Source organism: Arenibacter sp. F20364, from assembly GCF_023015905.1.
Lineage (GTDB): Bacteria > Bacteroidota > Bacteroidia > Flavobacteriales > Flavobacteriaceae > Arenibacter.
On sequence record NZ_JALKBD010000015.1, the window covers coordinates 29,073 to 49,226 of the forward strand.

Genomic DNA, 20,154 nt, shown 5'->3' on the forward strand with positions numbered 1-20,154 from the left:
AGTATTTGGTTTAACGTTTGATTCAATATAAAGGTCTTCTTTATTTTATATTTTAATTGGTCGAGTCTTCCTCTCCCATGTAATCCTGTACGGTTCTAAAACCGATATAACTACGGGCCGAATCCTGGTATTCGTAATCCCTGGTGCTTACCTGTAGGAAATAAGCAACATCTTTCCAAGATCCACCTCTAATAACTTTTCTAGCATTTTGGGTAGATTCCGCATTCGGGTTCATAGTGGATACATATTCATATGAATTTGGGTCGTAGCTACTATTGGTCCATTCGGAAACGTTACCTGCCATATTGTAAAGGTTGTAATCGTTAGGCTCATAAGCTTTAGCCTCTACCGTATACAAGGCTTGATCGGCTGCATAATCCCCACGCTGTGGTTTAAAGTTGGCCATAAAACACCCGGTATCACTGATTACATACGGTCCTCCCCAAGGGTAAGTACCTCCTTCTATACCTCCTCTGGCAGCATATTCCCACTCTGCTTCGGTAGGTAATCTAAAGCGGTTTACAAATTGCTTGCCCCTACTTTTTTGATCGTCGTTCTTAAACTTGGTCCTCCAGTTACAAAAAGCCTGGGCCTGTTGCCAAGAAACACCCACAACAGGATAATCGCTGTAGGCATCGTGCCAGAAATAATCGTTGTGCATTGGTTCATTATAGGAATAGGAAAAATCCTTTATCCATACTGTGGTATCCGGATATATTTCCAATTCTTCCTTTTTAATGAAATTCTTTCTATTTCCTTTTTTGGCACGGGCAGCTGCCTCTATATCCATCCAGGTATATTTATATTTCAATTTGGTTACATCTATATGGCGTTGGCCATTATAGGATTCCTCTTGAGAGATATACAAGGAGTCCATTACCTCGGCATAATACTCGTCCGGATATTTGGATGTATCCCATGTTAGATTTTCTTTTCTGTTCAATGCCCTTCCCTCATAGCCTGTTTCGCCCATTCCGGAATAATTGTTGAGCATATACTTATCGTAGGCAGACAATCTTGTGGTATCTGCATCACTAAAAGCATAATCCCCAATTCCTCCGTCCTCTGGACCTAGGCCCAACTCATCGGCCAAAATGGCCAAACGGGTTCTTGCAATGGAATCTTTTACCCATTCTACAAATTGACGATATTCACTATTCGTAATTTCAGTATCATCCATGTAGAAAGATCGAACAGTTACAGTTTTTGTCGGGGCGTTTAGTACCTTAGCCTGATCTTCCTCACTCTTACCCATGATGAATGCTCCTCTCGGAATCAATTCCATTCCATAGGGTTTTTCGGGATACCACTTTTTTCCTTGAGCTCCGACCAGCTCTCCTTTTGTTTTGGACCCACAACTTGAGAGTAAAAAAACAAATGCTATAGATGACAACAATAGCTTCTTCATACGTTAGGTTAAATTTCGATTATGATTATAAATGCAAACACAAGTATTATTCTCTAAAACTTATTTTTAAATAATTTATTGTATAAATATTGTTTTTATACCCTAAATTTTTTATTTCAATTAAACCCTTTTTTGTAGGCTTTAAACCACCGCTCAGGAATATTTTGATTACATGCATCCAGATAATCCAACTCAGTGCATGGTAATAACGCGGGTGAATTTGTTTTAGTATGTGAAGTTAAAATTGAAGGTACCTCTACCCACCATCTTTCGCTGAGATGACTTTTATAAAAGATAAGGGACTCATCTTCTGTAGGTACGGTATACTTGGTGAAGTCGTTACTATTACTATTGGGAGTTTCTTGAATCCTAAAATTTAAGCCCTCTATAAAATACCATATTATTTGGGCAATAAGTTGAAAGGACTGGTTGTGATTTTCTGCCTCGTATATTCCAAATACGGATACATTATCACTTATACCGGCATATCTGGCAATGGCACAAATTTCCCTACCGGTAAATCCGTTAGGTGAAAAATTCTTGGAATATCCTATGTCTGCCGAACGTATGGCACGTGCATCCAAACTGACTAGGTGGGCATTTCTAAGCACTGGCTCTGCCAAGGTTATATTGGAAATTAATTCCCCAAGCCTGTAAGAATCAAAGAAAAGACGCTCCATAAGGTCCAATTCTTCTTGGGAATTAAAATAACTTTGATAGCCAATATTGGAGAAATTAAAAAGATTGTTGGGCTTATCTGAAATTATTTTACTCATATAGGAATGGGATGAAATTAATTCCTCGTCCATTCCAAAGTCGAACCTGCTATCAATAGACACCAAATTGACCATGTTTTTTAATCCGTCAAAAGCCCTATAGGTTGGATAGGTCAGATCTTGTGTTGCACCTATTACAATGGGGATGATTTTTTCCTCCAGCAGGCCGGCAACTATTTCCTTGACCACAAAATAGGTATCCTCTACGGTCTCCCCCTCCTCAATATCGCCTAAATCTATGATGGAGGAATTCCAATTCCCCATCATTAAATTATACAACTGAAGTCTAATTTCCGATATATCCAGGCGCTCGGGTTTTTTGTCAAAAGCGTTCCTGGATTCATTGACCCCCAATATTGCTACACTTACATTAGCCAACACCGGAAGCCCATGCCTTGCAGTATGCATATATATGTGTTTCCCCAATGCTTGGGCCGGAAGTAATTCGCAGTGGGCCAATACCCTGTCGCTAACGGGTACTAAAAAATCGAACGCCATATTATTTTTTAGCCTTAGGTTTTGCTTTGGTTTTTTTCTTAGGTGTCTTTTTCTCGATTAATTCCTGCGCCTGTTTAAGGGAAATCTTGGTAGCATCCACATCCTTGGAAACTTCCACCTTGATCTTACCCTTGATAATGCTATGCCTGCCCCATCTAGCCTTTTCTATACGAATACCTTCTTCTGGCCATTCTTGGACCAATTTATCGATTTCTTTTTGTTTTTTGGCCTCTATAATCTCTTCTATATCCTGCTTGGAAAGGCTATCGAAGTCGTATTTCTTACTTACATTGATAAACATTCCGTCCCATTTTATAAATGGGCCAAATCTTCCGACCCCTTTGGTCACCTCCTTATCCTCATAAATTGCTATGGGGGCATCCGCTTTTTGCTTTTCTTTAATAAGCTCTATGGCGCGATCCATATCTATATCCATGGCATTTTCATCCTTACCTAGGGAAACAAACTTTTTACCAAACCTTATATAAGGACCAAACCTTCCAACATTGGCCTCCACATCTTCCCCTTCATAGACACCAAGTTTTCTAGGCAATTTAAATAGGTCCATAGCTTCTTCGTAGCTAATGGTATTTAGGGATTGGTCCGGCAAGAGACTGGCAAACAACGGTTTTTCTTCGTCATCTACGGTGCCCACCTGTACCATAGGCCCAAAACGGCCCAATCTGACCGAAACCTGTCTTCCCGTCTTGGGATCGGTCCCCAAAACACGTTCGCCACTTGCCCTATCGGCATTTTCCTCCACGTCCAAGACCTTGGGGTGAAAATCCCCGTAAAAATTCTTCAATACTTTTTGCCAATCCTCATCCCCGGAGGCAATCTCATCAAAATCCTCCTCCACTTTGGCAGTGAAATGATAATCCAAAATTGTTTCGAAATGACCTACCAAGAAATCGGTTACAATCATTCCTATGTCCGTTGGTACCATTTTACCTTTATCGGAACCAACATTTTCCTTTAAATTTTTGGCAGTAAGTTTATCTGATTTCAGAAGCAACTGCACATAATTCCTTTCCGTTCCCTCGATGGCACCCTTTTCTACATAACCCCTATTCTGAATAGTGGAAATTGTAGGGGCATAGGTAGATGGTCTTCCTATTCCAAGTTCTTCCAGTTTCTTGACCAAAGAAGCTTCCGTAAACCTATATGGTGCCCTTGAAAAACGCTCAGTGGCCGTTATATAATTGTTTAAAAGCTTTTCGCCCTCCTTCATTGCAGGAAGCATTCCTTCCTGTTCTTCACTGATGTCCTCCTCATCGGTACCTTCCAAATAGACCTTTAGGAAACCATCAAATTTAATAACCTCCCCATTGGCCGTAAATTCTTCCTTATGGGTATTGGTTTTTATTTTAACATTGGTACGCTCCAATTCGGCGTCACTCATTTGTGAGGCCAGGGTACGCTTCCAAATAAGCTCGTATAATTTGGATTGATCCCTTTCCAACGACGGGGACTGATTGGTCATTTCCGTAGGGCGAATGGCTTCATGGGCCTCTTGGGCTCCCTTGGATTTTCCAGTAAAATTCCTAACCTTACTATATTCCTTTCCGTAATTACTTATAATGGCATCCTTGGCAGCATCAATGGCATCCTTGGATAGATTTACACTATCCGTTCTCATATAGGTTATTAACCCCGCCTCGTACAGGCGTTGTGCCACCTGCATGGTCCTTGAAACAGAAAAATACAATTTTCTAGAAGCTTCCTGCTGCAGTGTTGAAGTCGTAAATGGTGCTGCAGGCGATTTTTTTGCCGGTTTCTTATCCAGACTGGCAACCGAAAAATTTGCTCCAATATTTTCCTTTAAGAAAGCCTCCGCTTCTGACTGGCTGGCATAGGTCTTATTCAACTTGGCCGTAAAAATACTGCCCTCATTGGTTTTAAACTCTGCCGATATCCTAAAAGCAGCTTCTGGTTTAAAAGCTTCTATTTCCCGTTCCCTTTCTACGATTAGCCTCACCGCTACGGATTGAACCCTACCAGCCGATAATCCCGGTTTAATTTTTTTCCATAAAACCGGAGAAAGTTCGTAACCCACCAATCTATCCAAAACTCGCCTTGCCTGTTGGGCGTTTACCAGATTGTAATTAATTTCCCTAGGATTTTCAATGGCCCTTTGAATCGCAGATTTGGTAATGGAGTTAAAAACTATCCGCTTCGTTTTATTCTTGTCCAATTTTAATTCTTCCGCCAAATGCCAGGAAATGGCCTCCCCTTCACGGTCTTCATCACTCGCAAGCCATATGGTATCCGCTTTGTCCGCTAAATCTTTCAGCTTTTTTACAAGTGCCTTTTTATCCTTGTCAACAATATATTTAGGAGCAAAATTATTGTCCACATCCACTCCCAATTCTTTGGAAGGCAAATCGGCAATATGACCAAAACTGGACTCTACCTTATATTCCTTTCCTAAAAATTTTTCAATTGTTTTTGCTTTAGCCGGGGACTCTACGATTACTAAATTCTTTGCCATTAACTAGTTTTTGGTGACACAAAAGTATATCAATTTTTTTATTTAATGGATTTTCATTTGTGTCACCATAAAAAAACACCCCTATTTTAGGGGTGTTTTAAATATTTTGACCGCGATTAATTAAGCTTGAATGTGCTTATCAGCTTAATTTTATTTTCCTTATACTCATATTGATAAATGATTTCCTCACCGATCATCAACAATTTATCCTCCATGGGAATCACATCAAAAGTGTCTATATCCTTAAAATGGTTAAGTTGAACCAGATTCTGAACATCGGTCTTATCATAGACCTTAAGCCCCGAAGCCCCATCGCACACAAACAGCTTTTCATCCTTTACCCCCAAGCCATAAGGGCCGTCCATAGGATATGACTTTGTCAATTCTGGGTTGGTAATATCCGAAATATCCACAATGAAGAGTCCGCTCTCCGTAGCGCCGCACATATTGCCACCCCTTAAGGTTACATAGGCATAATCCCCATCAACCACTACCGGGTCACAGGCCGTACCATGCTGAAATTCGGAAATCAAAGTAGGCGTAGCTGGAGAAGAGATATCATAGATATACATACCGCGCATACTTCCCAAAAACAATTGATCGCCCCGGTTAAAAATAGTTTCAATGTCGAAACCGGCATAAACATCATCCAAATCCTTGGGATTTTCCAGATCTTCAATATTGAATACATTAATATTATGACTATCTACGGCATACAGGTACTCGTTTACGATCTTAAAGCGCGCCAAGGATCCCCCCTGCCCTGTTGGGGCCGAATTCTGGGCGGCATTGGACAACATTACATCAAATTCACGTGAAAAATCTACCTGCACTTCTTCAATCAACCTTCTCTCCCTAACGGTTTCCCATCCTATCACAATATCATTTTCATAGTCTATATCCTGCCACTCATAAATATCTACCTCAAATGGAAAAATCACGTTGTCCCTCAAAACATTTTCCAAGCGGTTAACCGTTTTAATATTATTGATGTCCGATATATCCAAAACTATCAAATCGGTAACACTATCGGCATATAGATAATTGCCCTTTACAGAGATATCTACATTTCCCGGTATTTTAATAAAAGCTATTTTTTCAGGGGCTTTGGGATCGGAATTATCAACTACATGAACCCCTTTATATTTGTCATTGATAAATATATATTCCCCATAGACATAAATCTTACCGGATTCGTCCAAAGGGATAGGAGCTATGACATCTATGGCCTTTTTAAATTCGGCCTTGCTCATCTTTAAAGGTTTGGCTACCAAATACTCCTCATATTTACCATCATCCTCATCGTTACAGGAAACAAACCCAAAGGCAGCTAGCGTAAAAAACAAAATAATTGTACTTCTCATATCTGTAAAAGTATTTGGATCACCTTTTTAAGATACAAGTAAGCGCATAACGTTGCGTTGATTTTTGAGAAATATTTAACTGTCAATATGTCATATTTTACCATATTATACTATCTTTGCAACCTCTAAAAGATGACGATGAATGCATAATAAAATGGAGAAGATCATAGACGAATCCGTTCAAGGAACTGCCATAACTATTGCGGAAAAGGAAAATAGTTCCAGAAAGCTCTATATAGAAAGCTATGGCTGCGCCATGAATTTTTCAGACAGTGAAATTGTTGCCTCTATACTGTCCAATGAAGGCTTTAGCACCACCCAGGAATTGGAAGATGCCGACTTGGTCTTGGTGAACACCTGTTCTATTCGGGAAAAGGCCGAGCTTACCATTCGCAAGAGACTGGAAAAGTTTAATGCCGTAAAACGACACAGGCCACATATGAAGGTTGGTGTTCTTGGGTGCATGGCCGAAAGACTAAAAACAAAATTGCTGGAAGAGGAAAAAATTGTGGATATGGTAGTAGGTCCGGATGCCTACAAGGACCTGCCCAATCTTATCCAAGAAGTGGATGATGGCAGAAATGCAGTAAACGTCATCCTATCCAAAGAAGAAACCTATGGGGATATTTCCCCCGTTCGCATCAATACCAACGGCGTTACCGCCTTTGTATCCATTACACGTGGATGTGACAATATGTGTACATTTTGCGTGGTGCCCTTTACCAGGGGACGGGAACGCAGCAGGGATCCACAGTCCATACTGGAAGAAGTCAATGACCTTGCGGATAAGGGATTTAAGGAAATTACGCTGTTGGGACAAAATGTGGACAGCTACCTTTGGTATGGTGGTGGATTAAAAAAGGGATTCGAAAAAGCGTCCGAAATGCAAAAGGCAACGGCCGTAAATTTCTCCAACCTATTGGAGATGGTAGCATTGGCGCAACCAAAATTACGCATCCGCTTTTCGACTTCCAATCCGCAGGACATGACCTTGGATGTAGTTAGAATTGTAGCAAACTATCCAAATATCTGTAATTATATTCATTTGCCTGTTCAAAGCGGTAGCAATAGGATCCTAAAGGAAATGAACAGGTTGCATACTCGCGAGGAGTACCTTGAACTGGTGAGGAATATCAAGGAAATAATTCCAGATTGCACAGTTTCTCAGGACATGATCACTGGATTTCCTAGCGAAACAGAGGAAGATCATCAGGATACCCTTTCCTTAATGAAAGAGATTCAGTACGATTATGGTTATATGTACGCCTATTCGGAAAGACCGGGTACCGCTGCCGCCAGAAACATGGTAGATGATGTACCCCTAGAAGTAAAAAACAGAAGATTAACGGAAATCATAGCCCTGCAGAGGGAACATAGCCATAATAGGAGCAGACAACAGCTGGGAAAAACTGTTGAAGTTCTGATTGAAGGATCTTCAAAAAAATCGAACTTGGATTGGATGGGTAGAAATTCCCAGAGTTTTGTGGTAGTATTCCCTAAGGAAAATTACAAGGTTGGGGATTTTGTAAATGTTGAAATTACGGACTGTACCTCGGGAACTTTAATAGGAAAACCTACTGGGCTATCCAATAACAATTAGAAAATGGAATCGATTCAATCTATAAAACAGCGCTTTGAAATTATTGGTAACGATGTTAAACTTAACCGTGCCATTGAAAAAGCCATTCAAGTGGCACCTACGGATATTTCCGTATTGGTCACTGGGGAAAGTGGTGTTGGTAAAGAAGCAATTCCAAAGATAATACATTCCCTTTCACATAGAAAACACGCAAAATACATTGCCGTAAACTGCGGAGCCATTCCTGAAGGCACGATAGATAGTGAACTTTTTGGGCACGAAAAAGGAGCTTTTACCGGCGCTACCTCTACCAGAAGTGGGTATTTTGAGGTAGCCGATGGCGGCACCATTTTTTTGGATGAAGTTGGCGAACTGCCCTTGACCACCCAAGTCCGACTATTGAGAGTTTTGGAAAATGGAGAATTTTTAAAAGTAGGTTCCTCCCAGGTGCAAAAAACGGACGTAAGAATAGTGGCGGCCACCAATATAAATATGTTCGAAGCCATTAAAAAGGAAAAATTTCGGGAAGACCTTTATTATCGGCTAAGTACCGTTGAAATAAACATACCTCCATTACGCGAACGCAAGGACGACATACATCTATTGTTCAGGAAATTTGCCTCGGATTTTGGACAGAAATACAAAATGCCCACTATCCGCTTGGATGATGATGCCGTTCAATTGCTAATAAAATACAGATGGCCTGGAAATATTAGACAGTTGAGAAACATTGCTGAACAGGTTTCCGTATTGGAGGAAAGCAGGCTTATTTCCCTTGCCACCTTAAACAGTTACCTTCCCAGTTCTGGAAATACCAATCTGCCGGCCATCGTGGGCAAAGAAAAAAAAGAGGGCGACTTTAGTACCGAAAGGGAAATATTGTACAAGGTGCTTTTTGATATGAAAGGCGATCTGAACGATTTAAAGAAGCTAACACTGGAGTTGCTTAAACATAACGACAGTGAGAAAGTACAGGAAGAAAACGAAAATCTTATCCGAAAAATCTATGGCGATGAGGAGGAAGAATATACGGAACAAGAGGACAGCACAAGCAAAATATTGCAGCTTCCCGAGCCTTACATAGAAAAACCCATAGTTAAAACCCCACAGGATGACAAGTATCACTTTGCGGAAGAAATAGAAGAGGAAGAAACCCTATCTTTACAGGATAAGGAAATAGAGCTCATAAAAAAATCCTTGGAACGCAATAAGGGCAAAAGAAAGGCAGCTTCTGCGGAGTTGGGCATCTCGGAACGCACGCTATACCGCAAAATAAAACAGTATGACCTGTGACAGTAGGCAGTAGGCAGTAGGCAGTAGGCAGTAGGCAGTAGGCAGTAGGCAGTAGGCAGTAGGCAGTAGGCAAAAATAAAGGGAGCAATCAAATACAAAAAAATTAATGATCAGGAGTAAAAATATTATTTTAATGCTTGTTTTTATAGCCAGTATTTCTGGTTGTGGCATATACAACTTTACTGGGGGTGACGTAGGTACGGCAAAGACCTTTCAGGTTCCTTATTTTCAAAACTACGCTTCCCAAAACCCGGGATCCACTTTTGAACCGGGAATGGATAGGGATTTTACCTTGGCCCTGCAGGATTTAATTTTAAACCAGACCAGCTTGGATCTTGTCAAATCCAATGGGGATTTATTGTACGAAGGAGAAATTGTGGAGTACCGAATTTCTCCCATGTCGGCCACCTCCCAACAAACCGCGGCACAAAACAGGTTGAGCATTGCGGTAAATGTCAGGTTCTTTAACAATACCAAGGAAGATGTAGATTTTGAACAACGATTTTCCTTTTTTTACGACTATCCGGCTAATTCACAATTGGCAAGCGTTAAGGATGAGGCCCATCAGGTAATTTTTGAACGTATTACCCAGGACATTTTTAATAAATCATTGGCAGATTGGTAATTTATGAACGTACAGGACTTTACATATCTACTTCAGAACCCGGACAAGGTAGTCTCTCCAGTGCAGACCAATCAACTGGAAGATGTTCTGGCCGAGTATCCATATTTTCAAGCTGCGCGGGCCATGCATCTAAAAGGCCTTAAAAACCTAAACAGTTTTAAATATAACAATGCCCTAAAATTAACTGCCGCCTATACAGCGGATAGGGATATACTTTTTGATTTTATCACTTCCAAAGATTTTCTGCAAAATACCATTGCAGACACCATTTTAGGAAAAACTACTTCCCTAAAGGACACACCCACCGTTTCGGAGGAGATTGTTTCGGAATTTAAAAAAGAAAGTGCTTTGATCGAAGAATCGGCCGATGAACCCTTGCCCAGAACGGCAAAGGATGCGGACGACATCTTGGACCCTTCACTTTTTTCCTCCAAGGACCCTAAAATTGACAAATCTATTTCTGATAATAAAAAAAAAGCTGAAGAGACACTGGAAATTGGAAAACCATTGAATTTTACCAAAAAAGAAAAATATTCCTTTGGGGAATGGCTTCAATTAACCTCGGATAAACTACAAAAGCCAACGTCTGAACCCAATACCACAAAAAAAGAAATATCCAAGGAAGCAAAATCAACTCCAAAGGCAGATAAGCTAAAACTGAAAAAATTTGAGCTTATCGACAAATTCATTGAAAGCAACCCCAAAATAGTCCCTACAAAAAATACGGTTAAGGTACCTATAAAAGATTCTTTGACGTTCGATAAAAATGAATTGATGACAGTCACTTTGGCCAAGGTTTATTTGGAACAAAAGAAGTATAAAAAGGCCATTCAGGCCTACAAAATTTTAAGTTTGAAATATCCAGAAAAAAGTAGTTTCTTTGCAGACCGAATTAAAGCGGTAGAAAAGATACAACAAGAAAATAATTAAATAATGAATACAACATTTACAATATTCTTGGTACTGATCATCTTAGTTTGCATCCTATTGATGCTTGTGATTATGGTACAAAACCCTAAAGGTGGCGGATTATCTTCATCCTTTGGAGGTGGCGGCAACCAAATTGTAGGGGGCGTAAAGAAAACAGGGGACTTTTTGGACAAGAGCACCTGGACATTGGCCACCATATTGGTCGTCTTGATTTTGCTTTCCAATGTAGCCTTAAAGGGAAGCTTCAGTGATTCCGATTCAAAATTGCTTAACGGTGACCCTATTGAAACAACTGCACCTGATGCTTTGCCCGAAACTCCAATCTCTGCACCTGCCACTAACGGTACAAACACTACTGACAGTGTTCAATAATAAGAGAAAACAAATCTAAAATATTAAAAATGCCAGCTTAAGTGACAAGCTGGCATTTTTGCTTTAACAAAGTGTCAGTTTTAAGGCAATGGCATAATTTCTGCCTACAATAATCAAACTTAAAAACATAAAATCTAAATAATATGGCTAAACTTAGCATTAAACCATTAGCAGATAGAGTTCTAATAGAACCTATGGCTGCCGAAACAAAGACTGCATCTGGTCTTTACATCCCTGATACCGCAAAGGAAAAACCACAAAAAGGCAAGGTAGTTGCCGTTGGTCCTGGTACCAAAGATGAAAAAGTGACCGTTAAAGTTGGAGATACGGTGCTATACGGTAAGTATGCCGGTACTGAGCTAAAGCTTGAAGGTACCGAATACCTTATGATGCGCGAGAGCGACATATTGGCAATTATATAATATTGCCCTTTTTCCCGAAAGGTTGGGAAAATTCCAAACAACAAACTAAAAGTATAACTAATGTCATTCCGTTTTTTTTGGAATGATAAATGAAATTAAATTATGGCAAAAGATATAAAATTTGATATCGATGCAAGAGACGGCCTAAAAAGAGGTGTCGATGCATTGGCAAACGCGGTAAAAGTAACTTTAGGACCTAAAGGTAGAAACGTAATCATCAGTAAATCGTTTGGTGCTCCAAACATTACAAAGGATGGTGTTACCGTAGCCAAAGAAATTGAATTGGCAGACCCTCTAGAGAATATGGGGGCCCAAATGGTAAAGGAAGTTGCTTCCAAAACCAATGATTTGGCAGGTGATGGTACCACTACGGCAACTGTTCTTGCCCAAGCTATTGTAAAAGAAGGCTTGAAGAACGTAGCGGCAGGTGCAAATCCTATGGACCTTAAAAGAGGTATAGACAAAGCAGTAGAAGCTATTGTAGAAGATTTGTCCAAACAGACCAAAAAAGTAGGTGATTCTTCAGAAAAAATCAAACAAGTTGCTGCTATTTCATCCAATAACGATGAAACTATTGGTGACCTGATATCCCAAGCTTTTGGGAAAGTAGGTAAAGAAGGGGTTATTACTGTAGAAGAAGCCAAAGGAACGGATACTTACGTTGATGTTGTAGAAGGTATGCAGTTTGACAGAGGATACCTTTCTCCATACTTCGTTACGGATTCAGAAAAAATGACAGCAGATCTTGAGAACCCTTACATATTATTATATGATAAGAAGATTTCTTCAATGAAGGATTTGTTGCCAGTATTGGAGCCAGTAGCACAATCGGGAAAACCTCTTTTGATCATTGCTGAAGATGTTGACGGAGAAGCCTTGGCTACCTTGGTTGTAAACAAATTAAGAGGATCTTTGAAAATTGCTGCCGTTAAGGCACCAGGCTTTGGTGACAGAAGAAAAGCAATGTTGGAAGATATCGCTATTCTTACAGGCGGAACAGTAATAGCTGAAGAAAGAGGCTTTACTATGGAAAACGCTACCTTGGACATGCTTGGTACCTGTGAAAAAATTACCATTGACAAGGACAATACGACTATCGTAAACGGTTCAGGTGACCCAAAAACTATCAAGACAAGGGTTAACCAGATTAAATCACAAATCGAGTCTACCACGTCTGATTACGACAAGGAAAAACTTCAGGAACGTTTGGCCAAATTGGCCGGTGGTGTTGCCGTTCTTTATGTTGGTGCTGCTTCCGAAGTAGAAATGAAGGAGAAAAAGGATAGAGTTGATGATGCCCTTCACGCTACAAGAGCGGCTGTTGAAGAAGGAATCGTTGCTGGTGGAGGTGTAGCCTTGGTAAGGGCAAAATCTGTTCTTTCAAAAATCAAGACTGAAAATTCCGATGAAGAAACAGGAGTGCAAATCGTTGCCAGAGCTATAGAATCACCTTTGAGAACCATTGTTGAAAATGCTGGTGGAGAAGGATCTGTAGTCGTTGCCAAAGTCTTGGAAGGCAAAGGCGATTTTGGTTATGATGCCAAATCGGAAAAATATGTGGAAATGATCAAAGCAGGTATCATTGATCCCAAGAAGGTAACAAGAATTGCGTTGGAAAATGCTGCCTCTGTTGCCGGAATGATCTTGACTACGGAGTGTGCCTTGACCGATATAAAGGAAGACGCTCCTGCGGCGCCCCCAATGGGAGGCGGAATGCCAGGAATGATGTAAGTTTTAAAATTTACGACTATAAAAAAACCGCATTTGGAATTCCAAATGCGGTTTTTTATTGATTATCTCTGATCAAGTAATCCTACTCATGATGCTGGCCATCGTCGGAATTATCCTCACGATACTTACAACAAGGATGAACGCTCTGGTAAGCTTCCTCTGTAGCCTTCAGTTCCTTGGTATCGTGACCTACCCCAACAATTGCCGATTTTATAGCCATGGAGTTTGTTTTTCGCTCATCAACAATCAACGATAATTGATGGGTAGGAATATCCCATAAGGCATATTTAACCCCTTTCACCCCTAAAGCTGCTTCCTCTATCCTCTCTTTGCACATGGCACATTTTCCATTGACCTCGAAACTCATTTTCTTATTTTTCTCCTGGCCATAGCCAGATACCGTCAATAAAGCAAACACGGCTCCTAAAATTAAATTTCTCATTGTAATATATTTAATATGTTAAATCATTGATTTTATAATACACTTATAATTTATACCTAAATCCCGTATAGAACATTCTTCCCATGATGGGCCCATATACCATTGTAGTATCAAAATTGGCGCCAAATGGATCATCGGCAGCTATCACAGGGTTATCCTGGGTAAAATTAGTCAAATTTTCCGCTCCTACATAGATCTCAAAAATGTTACTGAACACCTTGGTCAACTGCGCGTTCATTAAACTGTAGGATGGCGAAAATTCCCCCAGCTGATATGGCGTCGGGCTAATGTCAGTGTTGGGCAAACGCTGTTTCCCCAAGGTATGCAAGGTATAATCCATCCGCCATTGGGACCCATTGGTCTTAGGAACGGTGTTGTACCCCAAATTGGCAAAAAATCGATGTTGCGCCTGAAGCGGTTTTTGAAGGTTGCCACTTTGGTAATCCGTTGCCACATCATAAAATTTGTAAGCCGTCCTTAATTCAAGGTTTCTAAGAATGTTATGGTTTAATTCCACCTGAAAGCTATTGGCGATGCTCTTTCCGTCCAAATTGTAGAAAGAAACCTCTGTAGGATTCTCCCAATCCACCACCACTTGATTCTTAAAATTGGTAACATAATAATCTATTGTTAAGTTACCGGACCTACCAAACAAATTAAAACCTTGTATAAAACTGGCACCGTAATTCCAGGCATCCTCAGGATCTAATCCAAAAATATTCCCGTCCGTTCCCAATATGTTTATTTGGCGTGATGATGCAAATAGCTGTTGGTTTTCGGCAAAGATGTTGGCGGCCCGTTTTCCACGCCCTAAAGACATCCGGAAGCTACCCCTTTCCCAAGGCATGTATCGTACATGCAATCTGGGCGTTATAAAAGTCCCCAAATTATTATGATTGTCTAACCTTATGCCAGCGGTTAAACTCCATTCCTTTAAATTGTCATAGCTATATTCAAAAAATGCCCCTATGGATTTATCCACTCTGGAAAAATCCTCTGTATTCACCATTTCCCCATAGCTATCATAAGCAAAGGTCAAGCCCGTCTTAAATTTACTCTTGGTATCCCCAATTATGGAATTGAACAGTAGGTTGGAATAGACACTTTCGTGATCTATGTTGTATTCATTAAATCCAAAATAGGAATCCTGCTTATGAATATTATAGGCCGTTTGAAAACCAAAACTTTGAAAAGGAAGCTCGGGAAAAACGTAGCCCAATTTCCATGAAGTATCAAACCTTCTGGTATTTATTTCGCTTCCCCATGAATTGGTAGTGAATTTATCGGTAGCGGGGTCAAAATTGGTTTGTCCTACCTGTTTTTCATCATTCAAAAACCGAAGATTAATAAAACTCACCCAACCCGTATTTGGGTTTTGGTACTGCCATCTGTTCAATACATTTATTTGATTGGCCAATGGCGCATCCAAAAACCCATCCCCATTGTCATCTTCCTTGGCATCCCTACGGTTAGCATGGACATAGAGCCCGGTACTCCATTTGTTGGTCAAGTTCTTGTTTAAATGGGTATTTAATTCCAACCTACCGTTCATGTTGGCATATCCATTAACAAATAGTGCTTTATCCGTTAAGGGTTTAACCAACTCGGTATTAATTTGTCCAGAAATACTCTCGTAACCATTGACCACACTGCCAGCCCCCTTGGTTATCTGTATACTCTCTACCCAAGTTCCTGGCGTAAAGGTTAGTCCGTAGGCCTGTGAAGCACCCCTTACCATAGGGATATTCTCTTGGGTGATCAATAAATAAGGACTGGTAAGTCCCAACATCTGTATTTGTTTGGTCCCGGTCAAGGCATCGGAAAAATTAACATCAATGGCCGGATTGGTCTCAAAACTTTCTGAGAGGTTGCAACAGGCCGCCTTTAATAATTCGGCACTATTTATGGTGACCACGTTTTGTGGACTGAAATACGATTTTTGTACGGCATCACGCTTTTTTTGGACCACCACTTCATTTAACTCATTGGCAGGTTTTAACCAGTGGTGTACCATTTTAGGGGAATCAATGAACAGCGTATCCGACTCAAATCCCACATAACTGATGACAAGTTGATCATACTCCTTTTTAAATGGAATAACAAAGCTTCCATCCTCTTTGGTCATGGTCCCGGTTTGTGAATTTAACCAATATACATTGGCCCCGGCCAGCCCAATGTGCTCGTTACCAGGATTGGTTTCCATGACCATACCCTCAATATTGTTCTGGGAAATAGCCAACAATGGAATCCATAAAAACATACTTATAACAAAATTCTTCACTTGATATATTATAATATTAGCAGATAATAGAAATCATAAAAAACCATCAAATTCTCCAATTTCAAAACATGGAAAATCGAGGTTACTACCAATAAAAAATCAAATGAGGAAGACCTGGTCCAAGATGTGGATATCCTTTACCAGTATGGGCGGTGGGTAATGTGCATGTGGAACAAGGGGCTGCGACACAGGCTGAAATAAATCCAAATAGTAACCTGCAAAGGCCACCAAGAAAAATTGCTGATCAAGGTCAAGATCATGATAAGACATCTTTAGATCATCTTGGCCCGGAACAAAAATAATTTCATCACTGCAACAGCTATTGGAATCCTTATCCAACTTTATACGATCATTTAATGATCCCATATCCATGCCACAGGTGTCCGCCTCATGAAAGAGGGCGACATCCACCACCGTACCAAAGCAGTAGTGTTTCTCTATCGTCCAAGAAACAGTAGAGGCCAGCATAAAAACTGCCATAAGCAGGGCCAGTATTTTGTGGATCATTACTTTCATCAAGACAAAAATAATCAAAAGCCATAACTTTCCATTTTCCTTGTACAACATTAACTAAAATTTAGGGCCAAAATTGTACAGAACAATAACATATCGGAAGTTTAAAGTGCTTATGAACCAAACCATTTGGAAATAGCCTTATTTTTGCAAAAAATTATCGTATGCTTAGCACATTAAGACCACAGGTATCGGCAATCACAAACAGTACAAAAAAAAGTACCCCGGAAAAAATGCAGGCCATTTGCGAATTGCTGAAAGAAAAAGTCCCTTATTACGATTGGGTAGGCTTCTATTTCAGAAATGGCGACAAAGAAGAGCTAAAATTGGGTCCTTATGCCGGTGCCCCTACAGATCACACCATAATTCCTTTTGGCAAAGGTATTTGTGGACAGGTAGCCGTATCCAATCAAAACTTTGTAGTTCCGGATGTAAAGGCCCAGGACAACTATATAGCCTGCAGTATAACCGTTAAGGCGGAAATAGTAGTCCCCTTATTTTTAAATGGCGTAAATATTGGCCAAATAGACATAGATTCCAACACTCCGGACCCATTTTCCAAAGAGGATGAACACTTTTTGGAATACGTAAACCAAAAGGTATCCAAAATTCTTTAAAACTTTAGGGCGATTGTTAATAAACGTGCTGATTTTTAAGCACAAAAAAATTACTTTTGTGTCCTTATAATCCATAACAACAATCACAACAAAATGAGTACCACTAAAAAAGCTTCCTCAGCCTTAATATCTGTTTTTCACAAAGATGGCCTAGAGCCATTGGTAAAAAAGTTTAATGAATTGGGAATTACCATCTATTCTACAGGCGGTACTGAAACATTCATTAAGGATTTAGGAATTGATGTAGTACCTGTGGAGGACGTCACCAGCTATCCGTCTATTTTAGGAGGTAGGGTCAAAACATTGCACCCCAAGGTATTTGGCGGCATTTTGAATCGTCAGGACAACAAGAGTGATCAGGAACAATTGAAGGAATTTGAAATTCCACAGTTGGATATTGTTATAGTAGACCTATATCCTTTTGAAAAAACAGTTGCCAGTGGGGCGTCGGAACAGGATATTATTGAAAAAATAGATATAGGTGGTATATCTTTAATACGTGCGGCCGCCAAAAATTACAAGGATACACTTTGTGTTTCCTCCATGAACGATTACGATGAAGTTTTGGAAATGATTACCAACGGAAATGGTAGCACTACTTTGGAAGACCGTAGACGTTTTGCGACAAAATCCTTCAATGTTTCATCGCATTATGATTCGGCCATTTTTAATTATTTCAACAAGAACCATGAAGAAGCTGCCTTTAAATTAAGTGAAACCAACGGTCAAATTTTGCGTTATGGTGAAAACCCACATCAAAAAGGATTTTTCTTTGGTGATTTTGACGCCATGTTCCAGAAACTTCACGGAAAGGAACTTTCCTACAACAATTTGCTGGATGTGGATGCTGCCGTAAATCTTATCCAAGAATTTAAGAATGACGCTCCCACCTTCGCTATTCTAAAACACAATAATGCCTGTGGTCTTGCAACCAGGCCAACAATCCATCAGGCCTATGTTGATGCATTGGCCGGGGATCCTGTTTCCGCTTTTGGCGGAATATTGATCAGCAATGTTGAAATAGACAAGCCAACAGCCGAAGAAATACACAATCTCTTCTGCGAAGTGGTAATCGCACCTAGTTACACTCCAGTTGCCTTGGACATCTTAAAAGGCAAGAAAAACAGAATTATTCTTGTACAGAATGAAGTTGAACTTCCAAAAATGACCGTTAGAACATGTTTAAATGGTGTTCTTGTGCAGGAAAAGGATGAAAAGACCGATCAACTTTCAGACCTTAGCAATGCCACCAATAAAAAACCAACGGATAGGGAATTGGAAGATCTGATCTTTGCCTCCAAATTGTGCAAACACACAAAGAGCAACACCATTGTCCTTGCAAAAAACAAACAATTATGCGCCAGTGGAACAGGGCAAACTTCTCGTGTAGACGCTCTAAACCAGGCTATCCACAAGGCTCAATCCTTTAATTTCGACCTTAATGGGGCCGTATTGGCCAGTGACGCCTTCTTTCCTTTTCCGGATTGTGTAGAAATTGCGCATAAAAGTGGCGTCACCAGCGTTATACAACCTGGAGGTTCCATAAAGGACCAACTTAGTATCGATTATTGTAATGAAAATGGAATTGCAATGGTAATGACAGGCACACGTCATTTTAAACATTAATTTTATTACTTTTAACGATCAAACTGACTTTTAAACCGAAATATAACAACATAAAATGGGATTCTTTGATTTCTTAACCGAGGAGATTGCAATAGACTTAGGTACTGCCAACACCCTCATCATTCACAACGATAAAGTAGTGGTAGACAGTCCATCTATTGTAGCCAGGGACAGAATTAGCGGCAAAATTATTGCCGTGGGCAAGGAAGCCAATATGATGCAAGGAAAGACCCATGAAAACATAAAGACCATACGGCCTTTAAAGGATGGGGTAATTGCCGATTTTGACGCCTCGGAGAAGATGATCAATATGTTCATCAAGAACATACCCGCTTTAAAGAAAAAGTGGTTTCCACCGGCTCTGAGAATGGTTATCTGTATTCCCTCAGGCATTACCGAGGTCGAAATGCGTGCCGTTAAGGAGTCCGCTGAACGCGTTAACGGAAAAGAAGTCTACCTTATTCATGAACCAATGGCGGCTGCCATTGGTATCGGCTTGGATATAATGCAGCCCAAAGGGAACATGATCGTTGATATAGGGGGAGGTACCACTGAAATTGCGGTAATTGCCTTGGGCGGAATTGTTTGCGACAAATCGGTCAAAATTGCAGGTGATGTTTTCACAAACGATATTATCTACTATATGCGTACGCAACACAACCTTTATGTTGGAGAGAGTACAGCGGAAAATATAAAGATTACCATTGGCTCCGCCACGGAAGACTTACAGACGCCACCAGACGAAATGTCCGTTCAAGGTAGGGATCTATTGACCGGTAAACCAAAACAAGTCTCAATTTCCTACCGTGAAATAGCCAAAGCGCTCGATAAATCAATTTTAAGGGTAGAGGATGCCGTTATGGAAACCCTATCCCAAACACCGCCAGAACTGGCTGCGGACATCTATAATACAGGTATCTATTTAGCCGGAGGTGGGTCTATGCTCAGAGGACTCGATAGACGTTTGTCCCAAAAAACGGATTTACCCGTATATATTGCGGAAGATCCATTAAGGGCAGTTGTAAGGGGTACCGGTATTGCTTTAAAAAACTTGGAGAGATACAAGAGTATTTTGATCAAGTAGTTTTTTAGCACCATACAATCGGCACTACCTTTTTAAAAGGTAACAAATAGCAAACAGGCCTTAATTCCTTATTGGTAATTACCCAAATAAGGCTTACAAAAC

The 20,154-nt window shown here is 40.3% G+C and carries 17 protein-coding genes; 10 read left to right on the forward strand and 7 right to left on the reverse strand.

The window, feature by feature from the left end:
• Window positions 1–52: 52 nt before the first annotated feature.
• From gldK to MWU84_RS13500, 4 genes are all read right to left on the reverse strand, one after another.
• Window positions 53–1,408 (reverse strand): gliding motility lipoprotein GldK, encoded by a 1,356-nt coding sequence (gene gldK, locus MWU84_RS13485; protein WP_246902111.1) that lies wholly within the window; start codon window positions 1,406–1,408, stop codon window positions 53–55.
• 116 nt (window positions 1,409–1,524) lie between these two features.
• Complete coding sequence (locus tag MWU84_RS13490; protein ID WP_246902119.1) at window positions 1,525–2,682, reverse strand: formimidoylglutamase; 1,158 nt, start codon at window positions 2,680–2,682, stop codon at window positions 1,525–1,527.
• 1 nt (window position 2,683) lies between these two features.
• Window positions 2,684–5,173 carry a type I DNA topoisomerase gene (gene topA / locus MWU84_RS13495; RefSeq protein ID WP_246902121.1) on the reverse strand — a complete coding sequence of 830 codons (2,490 nt, stop codon included), beginning with the start codon at window positions 5,171–5,173 and terminating at the stop codon, window positions 2,684–2,686.
• Window positions 5,174–5,289: 116 nt separating this feature from the next.
• On the reverse strand, window positions 5,290–6,537 hold the full coding sequence (locus tag MWU84_RS13500) for a hypothetical protein (RefSeq protein WP_246902123.1): 1,248 nt from the start codon (window positions 6,535–6,537) through the stop codon (window positions 5,290–5,292).
• Window positions 6,538–6,691: 154 nt separating this feature from the next.
• Here MWU84_RS13500 and miaB point away from each other — a divergent pair, with 154 nt between their 5' ends.
• The 7 genes from miaB (at window position 6,692) to groL (ending at window position 13,489) form a co-directional block, all read left to right on the forward strand.
• Window positions 6,692–8,137, forward strand: coding sequence for a tRNA (N6-isopentenyl adenosine(37)-C2)-methylthiotransferase MiaB (gene miaB / locus MWU84_RS13505; protein ID WP_246902327.1), 1,446 nt, complete (start codon window positions 6,692–6,694; stop codon window positions 8,135–8,137).
• Between the two features lie 3 nt (window positions 8,138–8,140).
• Window positions 8,141–9,409: a sigma-54 dependent transcriptional regulator gene (locus MWU84_RS13510; protein ID WP_246902125.1), complete on the forward strand. Its 1,269-nt coding sequence runs from the start codon at window positions 8,141–8,143 to the stop codon at window positions 9,407–9,409.
• 106 nt (window positions 9,410–9,515) lie between these two features.
• The gene (locus tag MWU84_RS13515) at window positions 9,516–10,034 is read left to right on the forward strand and encodes an LptE family protein (RefSeq protein ID WP_246902127.1); all 519 of its coding nucleotides are present in this window, start codon (window positions 9,516–9,518) and stop codon (window positions 10,032–10,034) included.
• Window positions 10,035–10,037: 3 nt separating this feature from the next.
• The gene (locus tag MWU84_RS13520; RefSeq protein ID WP_246902130.1) at window positions 10,038–10,964 is read left to right on the forward strand and encodes a hypothetical protein; all 927 of its coding nucleotides are present in this window, start codon (window positions 10,038–10,040) and stop codon (window positions 10,962–10,964) included.
• Between the two features lie 3 nt (window positions 10,965–10,967).
• Window positions 10,968–11,336, forward strand: coding sequence for a preprotein translocase subunit SecG (gene secG / locus MWU84_RS13525; protein ID WP_246902132.1), 369 nt, complete (start codon window positions 10,968–10,970; stop codon window positions 11,334–11,336).
• Between the two features lie 143 nt (window positions 11,337–11,479).
• Complete coding sequence (locus tag MWU84_RS13530) at window positions 11,480–11,758, forward strand: co-chaperone GroES (RefSeq protein WP_246902134.1); 279 nt, start codon at window positions 11,480–11,482, stop codon at window positions 11,756–11,758.
• A 102-nt stretch (window positions 11,759–11,860) separates the two neighbouring features.
• The gene (gene groL / locus MWU84_RS13535) at window positions 11,861–13,489 is read left to right on the forward strand and encodes a chaperonin GroEL (RefSeq protein ID WP_246902136.1); all 1,629 of its coding nucleotides are present in this window, start codon (window positions 11,861–11,863) and stop codon (window positions 13,487–13,489) included.
• 82 nt (window positions 13,490–13,571) lie between these two features.
• On the opposite strand, the gene MWU84_RS13540 is transcribed toward groL, so the two are convergent.
• The 3 genes from MWU84_RS13540 to MWU84_RS13550 all read right to left on the reverse strand — a co-directional run bounded on the left by MWU84_RS13540 (window position 13,572) and on the right by MWU84_RS13550 (window position 16,779).
• Window positions 13,572–13,931, reverse strand: coding sequence for a metal transporter (locus MWU84_RS13540; protein WP_246902138.1), 360 nt, complete (start codon window positions 13,929–13,931; stop codon window positions 13,572–13,574).
• A gap of 43 nt (window positions 13,932–13,974) precedes the next feature.
• Window positions 13,975–16,191 (reverse strand): TonB-dependent receptor, encoded by a 2,217-nt coding sequence (locus MWU84_RS13545; RefSeq protein WP_246902330.1) that lies wholly within the window; start codon window positions 16,189–16,191, stop codon window positions 13,975–13,977.
• Between the two features lie 120 nt (window positions 16,192–16,311).
• Window positions 16,312–16,779, reverse strand: coding sequence for a hypothetical protein (locus tag MWU84_RS13550; RefSeq protein ID WP_246902141.1), 468 nt, complete (start codon window positions 16,777–16,779; stop codon window positions 16,312–16,314).
• A 110-nt stretch (window positions 16,780–16,889) separates the two neighbouring features.
• Here MWU84_RS13550 and MWU84_RS13555 point away from each other — a divergent pair, with 110 nt between their 5' ends.
• The 3 genes from MWU84_RS13555 to MWU84_RS13565 all read left to right on the forward strand — a co-directional run bounded on the left by MWU84_RS13555 (window position 16,890) and on the right by MWU84_RS13565 (window position 20,052).
• The gene (locus tag MWU84_RS13555; RefSeq protein WP_246902144.1) at window positions 16,890–17,342 is read left to right on the forward strand and encodes a GAF domain-containing protein; all 453 of its coding nucleotides are present in this window, start codon (window positions 16,890–16,892) and stop codon (window positions 17,340–17,342) included.
• A gap of 93 nt (window positions 17,343–17,435) precedes the next feature.
• The gene (purH, locus tag MWU84_RS13560; protein ID WP_246902146.1) at window positions 17,436–18,968 is read left to right on the forward strand and encodes a bifunctional phosphoribosylaminoimidazolecarboxamide formyltransferase/IMP cyclohydrolase; all 1,533 of its coding nucleotides are present in this window, start codon (window positions 17,436–17,438) and stop codon (window positions 18,966–18,968) included.
• A gap of 55 nt (window positions 18,969–19,023) precedes the next feature.
• Window positions 19,024–20,052 carry a rod shape-determining protein gene (locus MWU84_RS13565; RefSeq protein WP_069858480.1) on the forward strand — a complete coding sequence of 343 codons (1,029 nt, stop codon included), beginning with the start codon at window positions 19,024–19,026 and terminating at the stop codon, window positions 20,050–20,052.
• The last annotated feature ends 102 nt before the right edge of the window (window positions 20,053–20,154 follow it).